This window comes from Pseudomonas sp. RL_15y_Pfl2_60, from assembly GCF_963970595.1.
Lineage (GTDB): Bacteria > Pseudomonadota > Gammaproteobacteria > Pseudomonadales > Pseudomonadaceae > Aquipseudomonas.
The window spans coordinates 1-15,595 of sequence record NZ_CAXAOE010000009.1; the positions used below are offsets into that span (position 1 = coordinate 1).

General features: G+C 54.2%; 12 protein-coding genes, 1 tRNA gene and 1 pseudogene. All 14 read right to left on the bottom strand.

The features are described 5' to 3' along the window. Nucleotides 1-142: GTP-binding protein (locus AACY26_RS21135; protein ID WP_339516978.1), on the bottom strand; the 142-nt coding region annotated here is incomplete at its 3' end. A gap of 30 nt (nucleotides 143-172) precedes the next feature. Next, nucleotides 173-2,275, bottom strand: a complete 2,103-nt coding sequence (fusA, locus tag AACY26_RS21140; RefSeq protein ID WP_339516968.1) for an elongation factor G — start codon at nucleotides 2,273-2,275, stop codon at nucleotides 173-175. A 33-nt stretch (nucleotides 2,276-2,308) separates the two neighbouring features. Continuing rightward, the gene (gene rpsG / locus AACY26_RS21145; RefSeq protein ID WP_010490886.1) at nucleotides 2,309-2,779 is read right to left on the bottom strand and encodes a 30S ribosomal protein S7; all 471 of its coding nucleotides are present in this window, start codon (nucleotides 2,777-2,779) and stop codon (nucleotides 2,309-2,311) included. 123 nt (nucleotides 2,780-2,902) lie between these two features. Next, nucleotides 2,903-3,274, bottom strand: coding sequence for a 30S ribosomal protein S12 (gene rpsL, locus AACY26_RS21150; protein ID WP_003186084.1), 372 nt, complete (start codon nucleotides 3,272-3,274; stop codon nucleotides 2,903-2,905). Nucleotides 3,275-3,431: 157 nt separating this feature from the next. Then, a complete protein-coding gene (gene rpoC, locus AACY26_RS21155; protein ID WP_339516969.1) occupies nucleotides 3,432-7,631 on the bottom strand; it encodes a DNA-directed RNA polymerase subunit beta' in 4,200 nt (1,399 codons plus the stop codon). Between the two features lie 64 nt (nucleotides 7,632-7,695). Next, nucleotides 7,696-11,769: a DNA-directed RNA polymerase subunit beta gene (gene rpoB / locus AACY26_RS21160; protein ID WP_339516971.1), complete on the bottom strand. Its 4,074-nt coding sequence runs from the start codon at nucleotides 11,767-11,769 to the stop codon at nucleotides 7,696-7,698. Between the two features lie 219 nt (nucleotides 11,770-11,988). Beyond that, nucleotides 11,989-12,360 carry a 50S ribosomal protein L7/L12 gene (rplL, locus tag AACY26_RS21165; RefSeq protein WP_339516972.1) on the bottom strand — a complete coding sequence of 124 codons (372 nt, stop codon included), beginning with the start codon at nucleotides 12,358-12,360 and terminating at the stop codon, nucleotides 11,989-11,991. A gap of 78 nt (nucleotides 12,361-12,438) precedes the next feature. Further along, nucleotides 12,439-12,939 (bottom strand): 50S ribosomal protein L10, encoded by a 501-nt coding sequence (rplJ, locus tag AACY26_RS21170; protein ID WP_087515479.1) that lies wholly within the window; start codon nucleotides 12,937-12,939, stop codon nucleotides 12,439-12,441. A gap of 202 nt (nucleotides 12,940-13,141) precedes the next feature. Then, nucleotides 13,142-13,837, bottom strand: coding sequence for a 50S ribosomal protein L1 (gene rplA, locus AACY26_RS21175; RefSeq protein ID WP_010490899.1), 696 nt, complete (start codon nucleotides 13,835-13,837; stop codon nucleotides 13,142-13,144). Continuing rightward, nucleotides 13,838-14,269, bottom strand: coding sequence for a 50S ribosomal protein L11 (gene rplK / locus AACY26_RS21180; protein ID WP_010490901.1), 432 nt, complete (start codon nucleotides 14,267-14,269; stop codon nucleotides 13,838-13,840). A 118-nt stretch (nucleotides 14,270-14,387) separates the two neighbouring features. Next, nucleotides 14,388-14,921, bottom strand: coding sequence for a transcription termination/antitermination protein NusG (gene nusG, locus AACY26_RS21185; protein WP_010490903.1), 534 nt, complete (start codon nucleotides 14,919-14,921; stop codon nucleotides 14,388-14,390). 9 nt (nucleotides 14,922-14,930) lie between these two features. Continuing rightward, nucleotides 14,931-15,299, bottom strand: a complete 369-nt coding sequence (gene secE, locus AACY26_RS21190; RefSeq protein WP_339516976.1) for a preprotein translocase subunit SecE — start codon at nucleotides 15,297-15,299, stop codon at nucleotides 14,931-14,933. 43 nt (nucleotides 15,300-15,342) lie between these two features. Continuing rightward, a tRNA-Trp gene (locus tag AACY26_RS21195) sits at nucleotides 15,343-15,418 on the bottom strand. A gap of 53 nt (nucleotides 15,419-15,471) precedes the next feature. Beyond that, a pseudogene (locus AACY26_RS21200) lies at nucleotides 15,472-15,595 on the bottom strand (elongation factor Tu); the annotation flags it as partial.

Consider the following 15,595-nt stretch of genomic DNA (forward strand, 5'->3'; position numbering starts at 1 on the left):
AGAAATCACGAGCGGAACCGCCCCAAGTCTCAGCACAAACGCGAGTCAGCGCTGCAGTCAGGGTAGTTTTACCATGGTCAACGTGGCCGATTGTGCCAACGTTTACGTGTGGTTTTTTACGTTCAAACTTTTCTTTAGCCACGACAGTGAACCTCTTGCCTAAAGGGCTGGATTAGCCTTGTTTTTTAACGATAGCTTCGACGATATTCGACGGAGCCTCGGAGTATTTGGAGAATTCCATGGAGTAGCTCGCGCGACCCTGAGACATGGAGCGAACGTCGGTTGCGTAACCGAACATCTCACCCAACGGAACTTCGGCGCGGATAACCTTGCCGGAAACCGTATCTTCCATACCCTGGATCAGACCACGACGACGGTTCAGGTCACCCATCACGTCACCCATATAGTCCTCAGGTGTTACTACTTCCACTTTCATCACAGGCTCAAGCACAACTGCGCCGCCCTTTTGGGACAACTGCTTGGTCGCCATGGAGGCAGCTACCTTGAACGCCATCTCGTTGGAGTCGACGTCATGGTAAGAACCATCGAACACAGTAGCCTTCAGGCCGATGAGCGGATAGCCGGCAACTACACCGTTCTTCATCTGCTCTTCAATGCCCTTCTGAATAGCCGGGATGTATTCCTTAGGAATAACACCACCCACTACCTCGTTGACAAACTGCAAGCCTTCCTGACCTTCGTCTGCCGGAGCAAAACGAACCCAGCAATGACCGAACTGGCCACGGCCGCCAGATTGACGTACAAATTTGCCTTCGATTTCGCAAGACTTAGTGATCTTCTCACGGTACGAAACCTGCGGCTTGCCGATGTTGGCCTCAACGTTGAACTCGCGACGCATACGGTCTACGAGGATGTCGAGGTGCAACTCGCCCATGCCGGAGATGATCGTTTGACCAGTCTCTTCATCAGTCTTGACGCGGAAAGATGGATCTTCCTGAGCAAGCTTGCCCAGAGCGATACCCATTTTTTCCTGGTCATCCTTGGTCTTAGGCTCAACAGCAACCGAAATTACCGGCTCTGGGAAGTCCATGCGAACCAGGATGATTGGCTTCTCAAGCGAGCACAGAGTGTCACCAGTGGTGACGTCCTTCATGCCGATCAGAGCAGCGATGTCGCCAGCGCGTACTTCTTTGATCTCTTCGCGGGTGTTTGCGTGCATCTGCACCATACGACCTACGCGCTCTTTCTTGCCTTTAACCGAGTTCAGAACGCCGTCACCGGAGCTCAGAACACCCGAGTAAACGCGAGCAAAAGTCAAAGTACCCACGAATGGGTCGGTAGCGATTTTGAAAGCCAGAGCCGAGAACGGTTCAGCATCATCTGCATGACGCTCCATCTCAACGCTTTCATCATCAACGTCCGAGCCTTTGATCGCTGGAATATCAACCGGAGCAGGCAGGTAGTCGATTACTGCGTCGAGAACCAGGGGAACACCCTTGTTCTTGAACGAGGAACCACATACAGCCAGAACGATTTCGCCAGCAATAGTGCGCTGACGCAGAGCAAGCTTGATTTCAGCAGTGGTCAGCTCTTCGCCTTCCAGGTACTTGTTCATCAGCTCTTCTGAGGCTTCAGCGGCAGCTTCAACCATGTTGCTGCGCCACTCTTCAGCCAACTCAAGCATATCTGCAGGAATTTCTTCCTCGCGCAGAGCCATGCCCTTGTCTTCATCGTTCCAGTAGATAGCCTTCATCTTGATCAGGTCGATCTGACCCTGGAAGTTATCTTCTGCACCAATAGCGAGCTGGATCGGCACCGGAGTGTGACCCAAACGCGCCTTGATCTGACCGATTACACGCAGGAAGTTAGCACCGGCACGGTCCATCTTGTTTACATAAACAAGACGTGGAACGCCGTACTTGTTCGCCTGACGCCATACGGTTTCAGACTGCGGCTCAACGCCCGAAGTACCACAGAACACAACGACAGCGCCGTCGAGTACGCGCAAAGAGCGCTCTACTTCGATGGTGAAGTCAACGTGGCCGGGGGTATCGATGATGTTGAAGCGGTGCTTATCGAACTGCTTCTCGGAACCCTGCCAGAAAGCAGTAGTTGCCGCGGAGGTGATGGTAATACCACGCTCCTGCTCCTGTGCCATCCAGTCCATGGTTGCGGCGCCATCATGCACCTCACCCATCTTGTGGTTAACACCGGTGTAAAACAAAACCCGCTCAGTAGTAGTGGTCTTGCCGGCATCAACGTGCGCGACAATACCAATGTTACGGTAGCGGTTAATCGGAGTAGTACGAGCCATAAAGCCCTCGCAAAGTTTAGAAGCGCTAGAAAATTAGAAGCGGTAGTGCGAGAAAGCCTTGTTGGCTTCAGCCATACGGTGCACGTCTTCACGCTTCTTAACTGCAGCACCCTTGCCTTCGGCAGCGTCCAACAGCTCACCAGCCAAACGCAGAGCCATAGACTTCTCGCCACGCTTACGGGCGAAATCTACCAGCCAACGCATGGCAAGAGCATTACGACGGGAAGGACGTACTTCAACAGGAACCTGGTAAGTAGCACCACCTACGCGGCGCGACTTCACTTCGACCAGCGGAGCGATGGCGTCGAGAGCTTTCTCGAAGATCTCCAGGGGATCGCTGTTCTTACGTTCTTTAACCTTGTCCAGCGCGCCATAAACGATACGCTCGGCAACGGCTTTCTTGCCGCTTTCCATTACGTGGTTCATGAACTTGGCCAGAATTTGGCTTCCGTATTTTGGATCATCAAGCACTTCGCGCTTGGCTGCTACACGACGTCTTGGCATGTGATAAGCCCTCAAACGGTCTTCAGGTTAGCTCGGGACCGCAAATGCGCCCGACCTTACTCTTATCGACTCAAATAAATAGATAACTGCAATTTAGTGACATGTCCCATTACTGGGGCGCAATCACTTAGGACGCTTAGTACCGTACTTCGAACGACCCTGGTTACGACCTTTAACACCGGAAGTATCCAAAGAACCGCGAACGGTGTGGTAGCGAACACCCGGAAGGTCTTTTACACGACCGCCACGGATCAGAACAACGCTGTGCTCTTGCAGGTTGTGACCTTCACCACCGATGTACGAAGAAACTTCGAAACCGTTGGTCAGGCGAACACGGCAAACTTTACGCAAAGCCGAGTTAGGTTTTTTCGGCGTAGTGGTGTACACGCGAGTGCACACGCCACGACGCTGCGGGCAGTTCTGCAGCGCAGGCACGTCGGATTTCTCGACGATACGCTTACGCGGCTGACGTACCAGCTGGTTAATAGTTGCCATCTTTAGCTCCACTGTTGTCTTTCGACGCTATTGCTTTTCAAACAAAGCAAAATGGCAGAGCAACATGCCCTGCCAAATTTAGGGGTGCATGAGTCTAAAGAGACTCAGCCTCCCAGTCAAGATGCAACCCCACCGCCGAAGCGGCGGGATTACGCTCTTAATTTCCGCTGAAGTTCAACGCTTCGGTCAGTGCAGCTTCCACTTCACTGGCGCTGACGCGTACTGGCTTGTCTGCATCACGCTTGCGCTTGCGCTCGCTGTGATAGGCCAGACCAGTACCGGCCGGGATCAGACGACCCACGACCACGTTTTCTTTCAGGCCGCGCAGGTAGTCACGCTTGCCAGTAACCGCCGCCTCGGTAAGAACGCGAGTGGTTTCCTGGAACGAAGCTGCCGAGATGAACGATTCGGTCGACAACGACGCCTTGGTGATACCCAGCAATACGCGGGTGTACTTGGCGACGAACTTCTCGGCTGCTGCCAGACGCTCGTTCTCACCTAGTACCGCGGTCAACTCCATCTGGTCACCCTTGATGAAGGTTGAATCGCCGGACTCAGCCACTTCAACTTTACGCAACATCTGACGCAGAATGGTCTCGATGTGCTTATCGTTGATCTTAACGCCCTGCAGACGGTAAACGTCCTGGATCTCGTTAACGATGTACTTAGCCAGCGCGCTCACACCCAGCAGACGCAGGATGTCGTGCGGATCGCTCGGGCCGTCGGAGATAACTTCACCCTTGTTGACCTGTTCACCTTCGAACACGTTCAGGTGACGCCACTTCGGAATCAGCTCTTCGTACGGATCGCTACCGTCGGTCGGTGTGATCACCAGGCGACGCTTGCCTTTGGTTTCTTTACCGAAGGAGATGGTGCCGCTGATCTCCGCCAGAATCGAAGCCTCTTTCGGACGACGCGCTTCGAACAAGTCAGCAACGCGTGGCAGACCACCGGTGATGTCACGGGTTTTCGATGTTTCTTGCGGGATACGGGCAATTACATCACCCACGCCCACTTGCACACCATCCGCTACACCAACCAAGGCGTTTGCTGGCAGGAAGTACTGAGCCGGTACATCGGTACCTGGCAGCAGCAAGTCTTTGCCATCAGCGCCAACCATCTTGACCGCAGGACGAATTTCCTTGCCGGCAGCTGGACGGTCTTTCGGATCGAGAACTTCGATGTTGGTCAAACCGGTCAATTCGTCAGTCTGACGCTTGATCGTGATGCCTTCTTCCATGCCAACGAAGGTCACAGTACCTTTCATCTCGGTAACGATTGGGTGAGTGTGCGGATCCCATTTGGCGACGATTGCGCCCGGCTCCACCTTGTCACCTTCTTTAACCGAAATTACAGCACCGTAAGGCAGCTTGTAACGCTCACGCTCACGACCGAACTCGTCGGCCATGGCCAACTCACCGGAACGCGATACAGCAACCAGGGCGCCATCGAGACGCTCTACGTGCTTGAGGTTATGCAGACGGACAGTACCGCCATTCTTAACCTGAACGCTGTCAGCAGCCGAGGTCCGGCTCGCCGCACCACCGATGTGGAACGTACGCATGGTCAGCTGGGTACCCGGCTCACCGATCGACTGGGCAGCAATTACGCCGACAGCTTCACCGATGTTGATCTGGTGACCACGTGCAAGGTCGCGACCGTAGCACTTGGCGCAGATGCCATAGCGAGTTTCACAAGTGATTGGCGAACGCACCACTACTTCGTCGATGCTGTTCAGCTCAATGAACTCAACCCACTGCTCATCAACCAAGGTACCGGCTGGCACGATGACGTCTTCGGTGCCTGGCTTGAATACGTCATTGGCGATTACTCGACCCAATACGCGCTCACCCAATGGCTCTACAACGTCGCCACCTTCAATGTGCGGCGTCATGAACAAGCCACGCTCAGTACCGCAGTCGATCTCGGTAACTACCAGATCCTGGGCAACGTCAACCAGACGACGCGTCAAGTAACCGGAGTTAGCGGTTTTCAGTGCGGTATCCGCCAGACCCTTACGAGCACCGTGAGTCGAGATGAAGTACTGAAGTACGCTCAAACCTTCACGGAAGTTCGCAGTAATCGGCGTTTCGATGATCGAGCCGTCCGGCTTAGCCATCAGACCACGCATACCAGCGAGCTGACGGATCTGCGCAGCAGAACCCCGCGCACCGGAGTCGGCCATCATGTACATCGAGTTGAAGGACTCTTGATCAACAGTCTTGCCGTCACGATCGACCACTTTCTCTTTCGAGAGGTTAGCCATCATCGCTTTGGAGACTTCGTCGTTAGCCTTCGACCACAAGTCGATAACCTTGTTGTACTTCTCGCCCTGAGTTACCAGGCCCGAAGCGTACTGGCTTTCGATCTCTTTAACTTCTTCGGTTGCCGCGTCAATGATGCGAACTTTTTCATCAGGGATAACGAAGTCGTTAACACCAATGGAAACGCCCGAGATCGTCGAGTATGCGAAACCGGTGTACATCAGCTGGTCAGCGAAGATAACGGTGTCTTTCAAGCCAACAGTGCGGTAGCACTGGTTGATCAGCTTGGAGATTGCCTTCTTCTTCATCGAGTGGTTGACCACGTCATACGACAGGCCGTCCGGCACGATCTGGAACAGCAGCGCACGGCCAACAGTGGTGTCGACGATGCGGGTATTTTTGGTGATGCTGCCATCGCGGTCTTTAATGACCTCGTTGATACGCACCTTGACGCGGGCGTGCAGAGACGCCTGACCGCCACGGAATACACGGTCAACTTCTTGCAGGTCAGCAAATACGCGACCTTCGCCCTTGGCGTTGGTAGCTTCACGGGTCATGTAGTACAGACCCAATACAACGTCCTGCGAAGGAACGATGATTGGCTCACCGTTGGCTGGCGACAGGATGTTGTTGGTCGACATCATCAGCGCACGCGCTTCGAGCTGGGCTTCCAGCGTCAGCGGTACGTGAACAGCCATCTGGTCACCGTCGAAGTCGGCGTTGTACGCCGCACAAACCAACGGGTGCAGCTGAATTGCCTTACCTTCAATCAGAACCGGCTCAAACGCCTGGATACCCAGACGGTGAAGGGTCGGTGCACGGTTGAGAAGCACTGGGTGTTCGCGAATCACTTCAGCGAGAACGTCCCAAACCTCTGGCAACTCACGCTCAACCATCTTCTTGGCAGCCTTGATGGTAGTCGCGAGACCACGCATCTCCAGCTTGCCGAAAATGAACGGCTTGAACAGCTCAAGGGCCATCTTCTTCGGCAGACCGCACTGGTGCAGACGCAGGGTTGGACCTACGGTAATTACCGAACGACCTGAGTAGTCAACACGCTTGCCGAGCAAGTTCTGACGGAAACGACCTTGCTTACCCTTGATCATGTCAGCCAAGGATTTCAGCGGACGCTTGTTCGAGCCAGTGATGGCGCGACCACGACGGCCGTTGTCGAGCAATGCGTCAACCGCTTCTTGCAGCATGCGCTTTTCGTTGCGCACGATGATATCCGGCGCCGACAGATCAAGCAGGCGCTTCAGACGGTTGTTACGGTTGATAACGCGACGATACAGATCGTTCAGGTCAGAAGTCGCAAAACGACCACCGTCCAGCGGTACCAACGGACGCAGATCTGGCGGCAGAACCGGCAGAACGGTCAATACCATCCACTCTGGCAAGTTGCCGGAGCCCAGGAAGGCTTCCATCAACTTCAGACGCTTGGACAGCTTCTTGATCTTGGTTTCAGAGTTGGTTTGCGGAATTTCTTCGCGCAGGCGGCCAATCTCGTGCTCCAGGTCGATAGCGTGCAACAGCTCGCGAACAGCCTCGGCGCCCATACGCGCGTCGAAGTCGTCACCGAACTCTTCCAGTGCTTCGAAATACTGCTCATCGTTCAGCAGCTGACCTTTCTCAAGGGTGGTCATGCCTGGATCGATAACGACATAGCTCTCGAAATAGAGAACGCGCTCGATATCACGCAGGGTCATGTCCATCAGCAAACCGATACGGCTTGGCAGGGACTTCAAGAACCAGATGTGAGCAACTGGAGAAGCCAGTTCGATGTGGGCCATACGCTCACGACGAACCTTTGCCAGTGCAACTTCAACGCCGCACTTCTCACAGATCACACCACGGTGCTTGAGGCGCTTGTACTTACCGCACAGGCACTCGTAATCTTTTACCGGGCCAAAGATCTTGGCGCAGAACAGGCCGTCACGCTCAGGCTTGAACGTACGGTAGTTGATGGTTTCCGGTTTTTTAACTTCACCGAACGACCACGAACGGATCATCTCAGGCGATGCCAATCCAATACGGATGGCGTCGAACTCTTCGACTTGACCCTGGTTTTTCAGCAAATTCAGTAGGTCTTTCAAGGCCTTTCCTCCTGGCGGAGCTGGCGATGGAGCAAAGTGCTCCACCGCCGATTCGCGTCACGTGTTATTCGGTTTCCAGATCGATGTCGATACCGAGCGAACGGATCTCTTTGATCAGAACGTTGAAGGACTCAGGCATGCCTGGCTCCATACGGTGATCGCCGTCAACGATGTTCTTGTACATCTTGGTACGGCCGTTCACGTCGTCCGACTTCACGGTCAGCATTTCTTGCAATGTGTAAGCGGCGCCGTAGGCTTCCAACGCCCAGACCTCCATCTCACCGAAGCGCTGACCACCGAACTGCGCCTTACCACCCAGCGGCTGCTGAGTAACCAGGCTGTAGGAACCAGTGGAACGCGCGTGCATCTTGTCGTCCACCAGGTGGTTCAGTTTCAGCATGTACATGTAGCCGACAGTGGTCTCACGCTCGAACTGGTTACCAGTACGACCGTCGATCAAGCGCATCTGGCCGCTTTCTGGCAAATCTGCCAGTTTCAGCATGGCCTTGATTTCGCTTTCTTTGGCGCCGTCGAATACTGGAGTGGCCATTGGCACACCGCCGCGCAGGTTCTTGGCCAGATCGATAATTTCCTGGTCGCTGAACTCGTCAAGGCTTTCTTGACGGCCACCGATTTCGTTATAGATCTGCTGCAAGAACTTACGCAGTTCAGCGATCTTGCGCTGCTCTTCGAGCATGCGGTTGATCTTCTCGCCCAAACCTTTGGCCGCGAGGCCCAGGTGAGTTTCGAGAATCTGACCTACGTTCATACGCGACGGTACACCCAGCGGGTTGAGTACGATGTCGACCGGCGTACCGTGTACGTCGTGCGGCATGTCTTCAACCGGCATGATTACCGAAACCACACCTTTGTTACCGTGACGACCAGCCATCTTGTCACCCGGCTGGATGCGACGACGGATTGCCAGGTAAACCTTGACGATTTTCAGCACGCCTGGAGCCAGGTCATCGCCCTGCTGCAGCTTGCGCTTCTTGTCTTCGAACTTGTCGTCGAGCAACTGACGGCGGTCGGAGATGTAGGCCTGGGCCTTTTCCAACTGCTCGTTCAGTGCATCGTCAGCCATGCGCAGCTTGAACCACTGGCCACGCTCAAGACCATCAAGGAATTCGTCGGTCAGCTCTGCGCCCTTCTTCAGGCCAGCGCCGCCTTCAACTACCTTGCCAACCAGAGCCGAACGCAGACGTTCGAAGGTTGCACCTTCAACAATGCGGAACTCTTCGTTGAGGTCCTTGCGGATCTCGTCGAGCTGAGTCTTCTCGATCGACAGCGCACGCGCATCGCGCTCAACGCCGTCACGGGTGAAGACCTGGACGTCAATGACTGTACCTTTGGTGCCTGTTGGCACACGCAGGGAAGTGTCTTTAACGTCAGACGCTTTTTCACCGAAGATGGCACGCAACAGCTTCTCTTCTGGCGTCAGCTGAGTTTCGCCTTTAGGCGTTACTTTACCAACCAGAATGTCGCCTGGGCCTACTTCAGCGCCGACATACACGATGCCTGCTTCGTCCAGCTTGTTCAGAGCAGCTTCACCCACGTTCGGGATGTCCGAGGAAATTTCCTCAGGCCCAAGCTTGGTGTCACGCGCCACACAGGTCAGTTCCTGAATGTGGATCGTGGTGAAACGATCTTCTTGAACCACGCGCTCCGACAGGAGGATGGAGTCTTCGAAGTTGTAGCCGTTCCACGGCATGAACGCGACGCGCATGTTCTGGCCAAGAGCCAGCTCACCCATGTCGGTCGACGGGCCGTCAGCCATGATGTCGCTACGCTTGACCTTGTCACCTTTGCTCACCAGCGGACGCTGGTTGATGCAAGTGTTCTGGTTAGAACGGGTGTATTTGGTCAGGTTGTAGATATCAACACCGGCTTCACCGGTTTCAACTTCGTCGTCATTGACGCGAACCACGATACGGCTGGCATCAACCGAGTCGATCACACCACCACGACGTGCAACCACGCAGACACCGGAATCTCGCGCTACGTTGCGCTCCATACCAGTACCCACCAGCGGTTTGTCCGAACGCAGAGTCGGGACGGCCTGACGCTGCATGTTCGAACCCATCAACGCACGGTTGGCGTCGTCGTGCTCGAGGAACGGAATCAAGGAGGCAGCAACCGAAACAACCTGCTTCGGCGAGACGTCCATCAGGGTTACGTCTTCAGGTGCCTTAACGGTGAATTCGTTGAGGTGACGTACAGCCACCAACTCATCAACCAGCTGACCTTTTTCGTTCATCAGAGCCGAAGCCTGGGCGATCACGTGATCGGCCTCTTCGATTGCTGACAGGAACACGATCTCGTCGGTTACCAGCGTGTCTTTAACCACACGGTATGGGCTCTCGAGGAAACCATACTGGTTGGTGCGCGCGTAGGCAGCCAGGGAGTTGATCAGACCGATGTTCGGACCTTCCGGTGTCTCAATCGGGCAAACACGGCCGTAGTGAGTCGGGTGTACGTCACGAACTTCGAAGCCTGCACGCTCACGGGTCAAACCACCTGGGCCGAGTGCAGAGACACGACGCTTGTGGGTAATCTCGGAAAGCGGGTTGTTCTGGTCCATAAACTGCGACAGCTGGCTGGAACCAAAGAACTCCTTGACCGCGGCAGCCACTGGCTTGGCGTTGATCAGGTCTTGCGGCATCAAGCCTTCGCTTTCAGCCATCGACAGACGTTCTTTAACCGCACGCTCAACACGCACCAGACCTACACGGAACTGGTTCTCGGCCATTTCGCCGACGCAACGTACGCGACGGTTACCGAGGTGGTCGATGTCGTCAACGATGCCCTTGCCGTTACGGATATCAACCAAAGTCTTGAGGACTTCGACGATATCTTCCTTGCTCAACACGCCCGAACCTTCGATTTCGGTACGACCGATACGACGGTTGAACTTCATGCGACCTACAGCCGACAGATCATAACGCTCTGCGCTGAAGAACAGGTTGTTGAACAGGGTCTCGGCGGCATCCTTGGTTGGCGGCTCGCCAGGACGCATCATGCGATAGATTTCGACCAGGGCTTCCAACTGGTTGGTGGTCGAATCGATTTTCAGCGTGTCAGAGATGAACGGACCGCAATCGATGTCGTTGGTGTACAAGGTCTCGATGCGTACAACCTGCGCCTTGACAACCTTGGCGAGGATTTCAACGTTCAGCTCAGTGTTGCACTCGGCGATGATTTCGCCAGTAGCCGGGTGCACGATTGCCTTGGCGCTAGTACGGCCAATCAGGTAATCGATAGGAACTTCAAGTTCCTTGATGCCGGCTTTGTCCAACTGGTTGATATGGCGCGCAGTGATACGGCGGCCTTGCTCAACAATGACCTTGCCCTTCTCGTCTTTGATATCGAGAACTGCAACTTCACCACGCAGACGATGTGGCACCAACTCCAGGCTCAGGGATTCGCCCTTAACGTGGAAAACGTTGGTGACATAGAAAGCGTCAAGCATCTCTTCAGTGCTGTAACCCAGCGCACGCAGCAGCACCGAGGCCGGCAATTTACGGCGACGGTCGATACGTACGAATACAGCGTCTTTCGGGTCGAATTCGAAGTCGAGCCAAGAGCCGCGGTAAGGAATTACGCGAGCCGAATACAGCAACTTGCCAGAGCTGTGCGTCTTACCACGGTCGTGATCGAAGAACACGCCTGGCGAACGGTGCAACTGGGAAACGATGACTCGCTCGGTACCGTTGATAACGAAGGTACCGTTCTCGGTCATCAGGGGGATTTCCCCCATGTAAACTTCTTGCTCTTTAATGTCCTTGATCGCTTTATTCGACGATTCTTTGTCGAAAATGATCAAACGAACCTTAACCCGCAGCGGCACGGCATAAGTTACGCCGCGAAGGACGCACTCTTTGACGTCAAAAGCCGGTTCGCCCAGGCGATAACCGACATATTCCAGGGCAGCGTTGCCGGAATAGCTGATAATCGGGAAAACGGACTTAAAGGCGGCATGGAGGCCGATATCGCGAAACTTATCCTTTGTCGCTCCCGCCTGCAGGAATTCGCGGTACGAATCCAGCTGGATGGCCAGGAGATAAGGCACATCCATGACATCCGGCAACTTGCTAAAGTCCTTGCGGATACGTTTTTTCTCAGTGTATGAGTAAGCCATCAGCGTTCCCCAGCTTGGTCACCTGCTTATTTGGCCTCTCCGACGGGAGCAGCCAGAAACTCTTGCAAACCCCTTTGGTTTGCGCCACCACATCGGGTGGGGTTTTCAGCCCCAGGCTAGCTGTACGAGAGCCGGCCTGGAACGGAAAAAGGCCGGTGGCAAAGCCACCAGCCATCAGCCTTAAGCGAGTCGCTCGGGCTGTAGACGCAAGGTCGTCGCTTACTTAAGCTCGACTTTAGCGCCTGCTTCTTCCAGAACTTTCTTAGCAGCTTCGGCTTCTTCTTTCGAAGCGCCTTCTTTAACAACGCCAGGAGCGCCGTCAACTACTGCCTTGGCTTCTTTCAAGCCCAGACCAGTCAGTTCGCGAACTGCTTTAATTACGTTTACTTTCTTCTCGCCAGCTTCAAGCAGAACGATGTTGAACTCGGTCTGTTCTTCAGCAGCAGCAGCGCCGCCAGCAGCTGGGCCAGCAGCAACAGCTGCAGCAGCGCTAACGCCGAACTTTTCTTCCATAGCGGTGATCAGTTCTACAACCTGCATCACGGACATTTCGGATACGGCGTTGATGATGTCTTCGTTAGTCAGAGCCATGACTCTAATTTCCTGTATTGGGGGACAGCCTTCGCGGCCATCAAATAAACAAATATGATCGAAAGAGTGCTGGATGCCTTAGGCAGCAGCGGATTCTTTCTGGTCACGAACAGCTGCCAAAGTACGAACGAACTTGCTGGTAGCGCCTTGAATCACGCTCATCAGCTGAGAAATCGCTTCGTCGTAGGTCGGCAAGCTTGCCAGTACGTCGATCTGGTTGGCTGCGATCAGCTTTCCTTCAAACGCGGCGGCCTTGATCTCGAACTTATCCTGACCCTTGGCGAATTCCTTGAAGATACGAGCAGCAGCGCCCGGATGTTCATTAGAAAACGCAATCAGGGTTGGGCCAGTAAAGACGTCGTTCAGCACATCATACGAAGTGCCTTCAACTGCACGCTTGAGCAGAGTGTTACGTACAACTTTAACGTAAACACCTGATTCACGAGCTTCTTTACGGAGTCCGGTCATTGCAGCTACGGTCACGCCACGGGCATCAGCCACGACAGCGGACAGGGCAGCTTGGGCAGCCTCGTTGACTTCAGCGACGATGGCCTTCTTGTCTTCGAGTTTAATTGCCACGGGTAAAACTCCTGCTTGTTACCGTTTCATCTGGCCGAGGCCGGATGTCGTTTTGGTGTCTGATTCGGTAAAGAACCGGGAGCACCATCTGCGTAGGTTTTCCTGTTTAAGGCTTGCGCCACCTACGGTCTTGGATAGCCCCCGCCAGGCAGGGACCCCAATTTTTTGCAAGCAGACGTGAAACTCACGCCTGCCCTATTCCTTATGCGTCGAGCGAAGCCTGATCAATGATCAAACCAGGACCCATGGTAGTGCTCAGGGTCACGCGCTTAACGTAGATGCCTTTGGAAGTCGATGGCTTCAGGCGTTTCAGGTCTGCAATCAGAGCCTCAACGTTCTGCTTCAACTTCTCGGCTTCAAAACCGACTTTACCGACGGAACCGTGGATGATGCCGTTCTTGTCAGTACGGAAACGTACTTGACCCGCTTTGGCATTCTTCACAGCAGTTGCTACGTCAGGAGTAACAGTGCCGACCTTAGGGTTAGGCATCAGGCCACGAGGACCAAGCACCTGACCCAACTGACCCACAACACGCATTGCATCAGGCGATGCAATAACGACGTCATAGTTCAGGTCGCCGCCTTTCATTTCAGCAGCCAGATCGTCCATACCTACGCGGTCAGCGCCGGCAGCCAGAGCAGCTTCAGCAGCTGGACCCTGAGTGAACACTGCAACGCGAACAGATTTGCCCGAGCCGTTTGGCAGCACGGTAGCGCCACGAACAACCTGGTCAGATTTACGCGGATCAACGCCCAAGTTCACAGCGATGTCTACAGACTCGGAGAACTTGACAGCCGAAATCTCGGCCAGCAGAGCGGCAGCTTCGTTGAAGTTGTAAGCCTTACCAGCTTCAACTTTCTCAGCGATTGCCTTTTGACGCTTAGTCAGCTTAGCCATTTACACACCCTCCACGTTCAGGCCCATGCTGCGTGCGGAGCCGGCGATAGTACGTACGCCTGCATCCAAGTCAGCGGCAGTCAGATCAGCTTGTTTAGCTTTAACGATCTCTTCCAGCTGAGCACGAGTCACGGTGCCAACTTTAACGGTGTTCGGACGCGCAGAACCGCTGGTCAGGCCAGCTGCTTTCTTCAACAGAACCGAAGCCGGGGTGCTTTTGGTTTCAAAGGTGAAGCTACGGTCGCTGTATACAGTGATGATCACTGGAGTCGGCAGACCAGGCTCTTGGCCTTGGGTCTTGGCGTTGAACGCCTTGCAGAATTCCATGATGTTTACACCGTGCTGACCCAGTGCCGGACCTACCGGTGGCGAAGGGTTAGCTTGACCTGCCTTTACCTGCAGCTTGATATAAGCCGAAATTTTCTTAGCCATGAGCTACTCCAATATTGGGTTCAAACGCCTTGACGGCTCCCCAGTTACTTGCACGTTTATCCCAGTGACGACAAAACCCCGCAGTCAATAACTGCGGGGTAAGGGATGCTTATGTCAACTATGCCTTCTCGACCTGGCTGAACTCCAGCTCTACCGGTGTAGAGCGGCCGAAAATGGTAACTGCCACCTGGACACGACTCTTTTCATAGTTAACTTCCTCGACGACACCGCTGAAATCAGCAAATGGACCATCGATAACACGGATCGTTTCGCCCGGTTCGAACAGCGTCTTAGGCTTAGGCTTATCACCGCTATCAGCAACGCGACGCAAGATCGCCTCTGCTTCTTTGTCAGTGATCGGGGCCGGCTTGTCAGCCGTACCACCAATAAAGCCCATGACACGTGGCGTATCTTTAACCAAGTGCCAGGTACCTTCGCTCATGTCCATCTGAACCAGAACATAACCCGGAAAGAACTTGCGCTCGCTCTTACGCTTCTGACCATTGCGCATCTCGACCACTTCTTCAGTAGGCACGAGAATTTCACCAAAGCCATCTTCCATACCAGCGAGTTTTATACGCTCGATCAACGAACGCATAACATGCTTCTCGTAACCCGAGTAAGCATGCACGACGTACCAACGCTTAGCCACGGGACACCCTTAGCCGACAATCAACGAAACAGTCCAGCCGAGCAGGGAGTCTAATCCCCACAACAACAGAGCCATTACCAAAACAACAGCCACAACAATTAACGTGGTCTGCGTGGTTTCCTGACGCGTTGGCCAGACAACTTTACGAATTTCGACGCGCGCTTCTTTGAGCAAAGCAAAAAAGGCCTGGCCTTTTGCGGTTTGCAACGCTACTACACCAGCGACTACAGCAACAACCAGCAGAGCCAGCACACGATACAGAATCGGCTCAGCTGCGAAGTACTGATTACCAACCACGCCAACCACTACAAGAGCAGCAACAACCAGCCACTTGAGCAGGTCAAAGCGAGTTTCTTTGGCTTCAGCCTTTGCATTCATTTACGAGGATCCTGTTAAAAGACGCGCCAAATTCATTTGAAAATGGCAGGTCAGGAGGGAATCGAACCCCCAACCTACGGTTTTGGAGACCGTCGCTCTGCCAATTGAGCTACTGACCTAGAACAAAATTAGGCCGACCATTATGTCGGCCTAAGAGGGACAAATCAACCGATTACTCGATGATCTTGGCAACTACACCAGCACCAACGGTACGGCCGCCTTCGCGAATCGCGAAACGCAGACCATCTTCCATGGCGATTGGAGCAATCAGGGTAACAACCATTTTGATGTTGTCG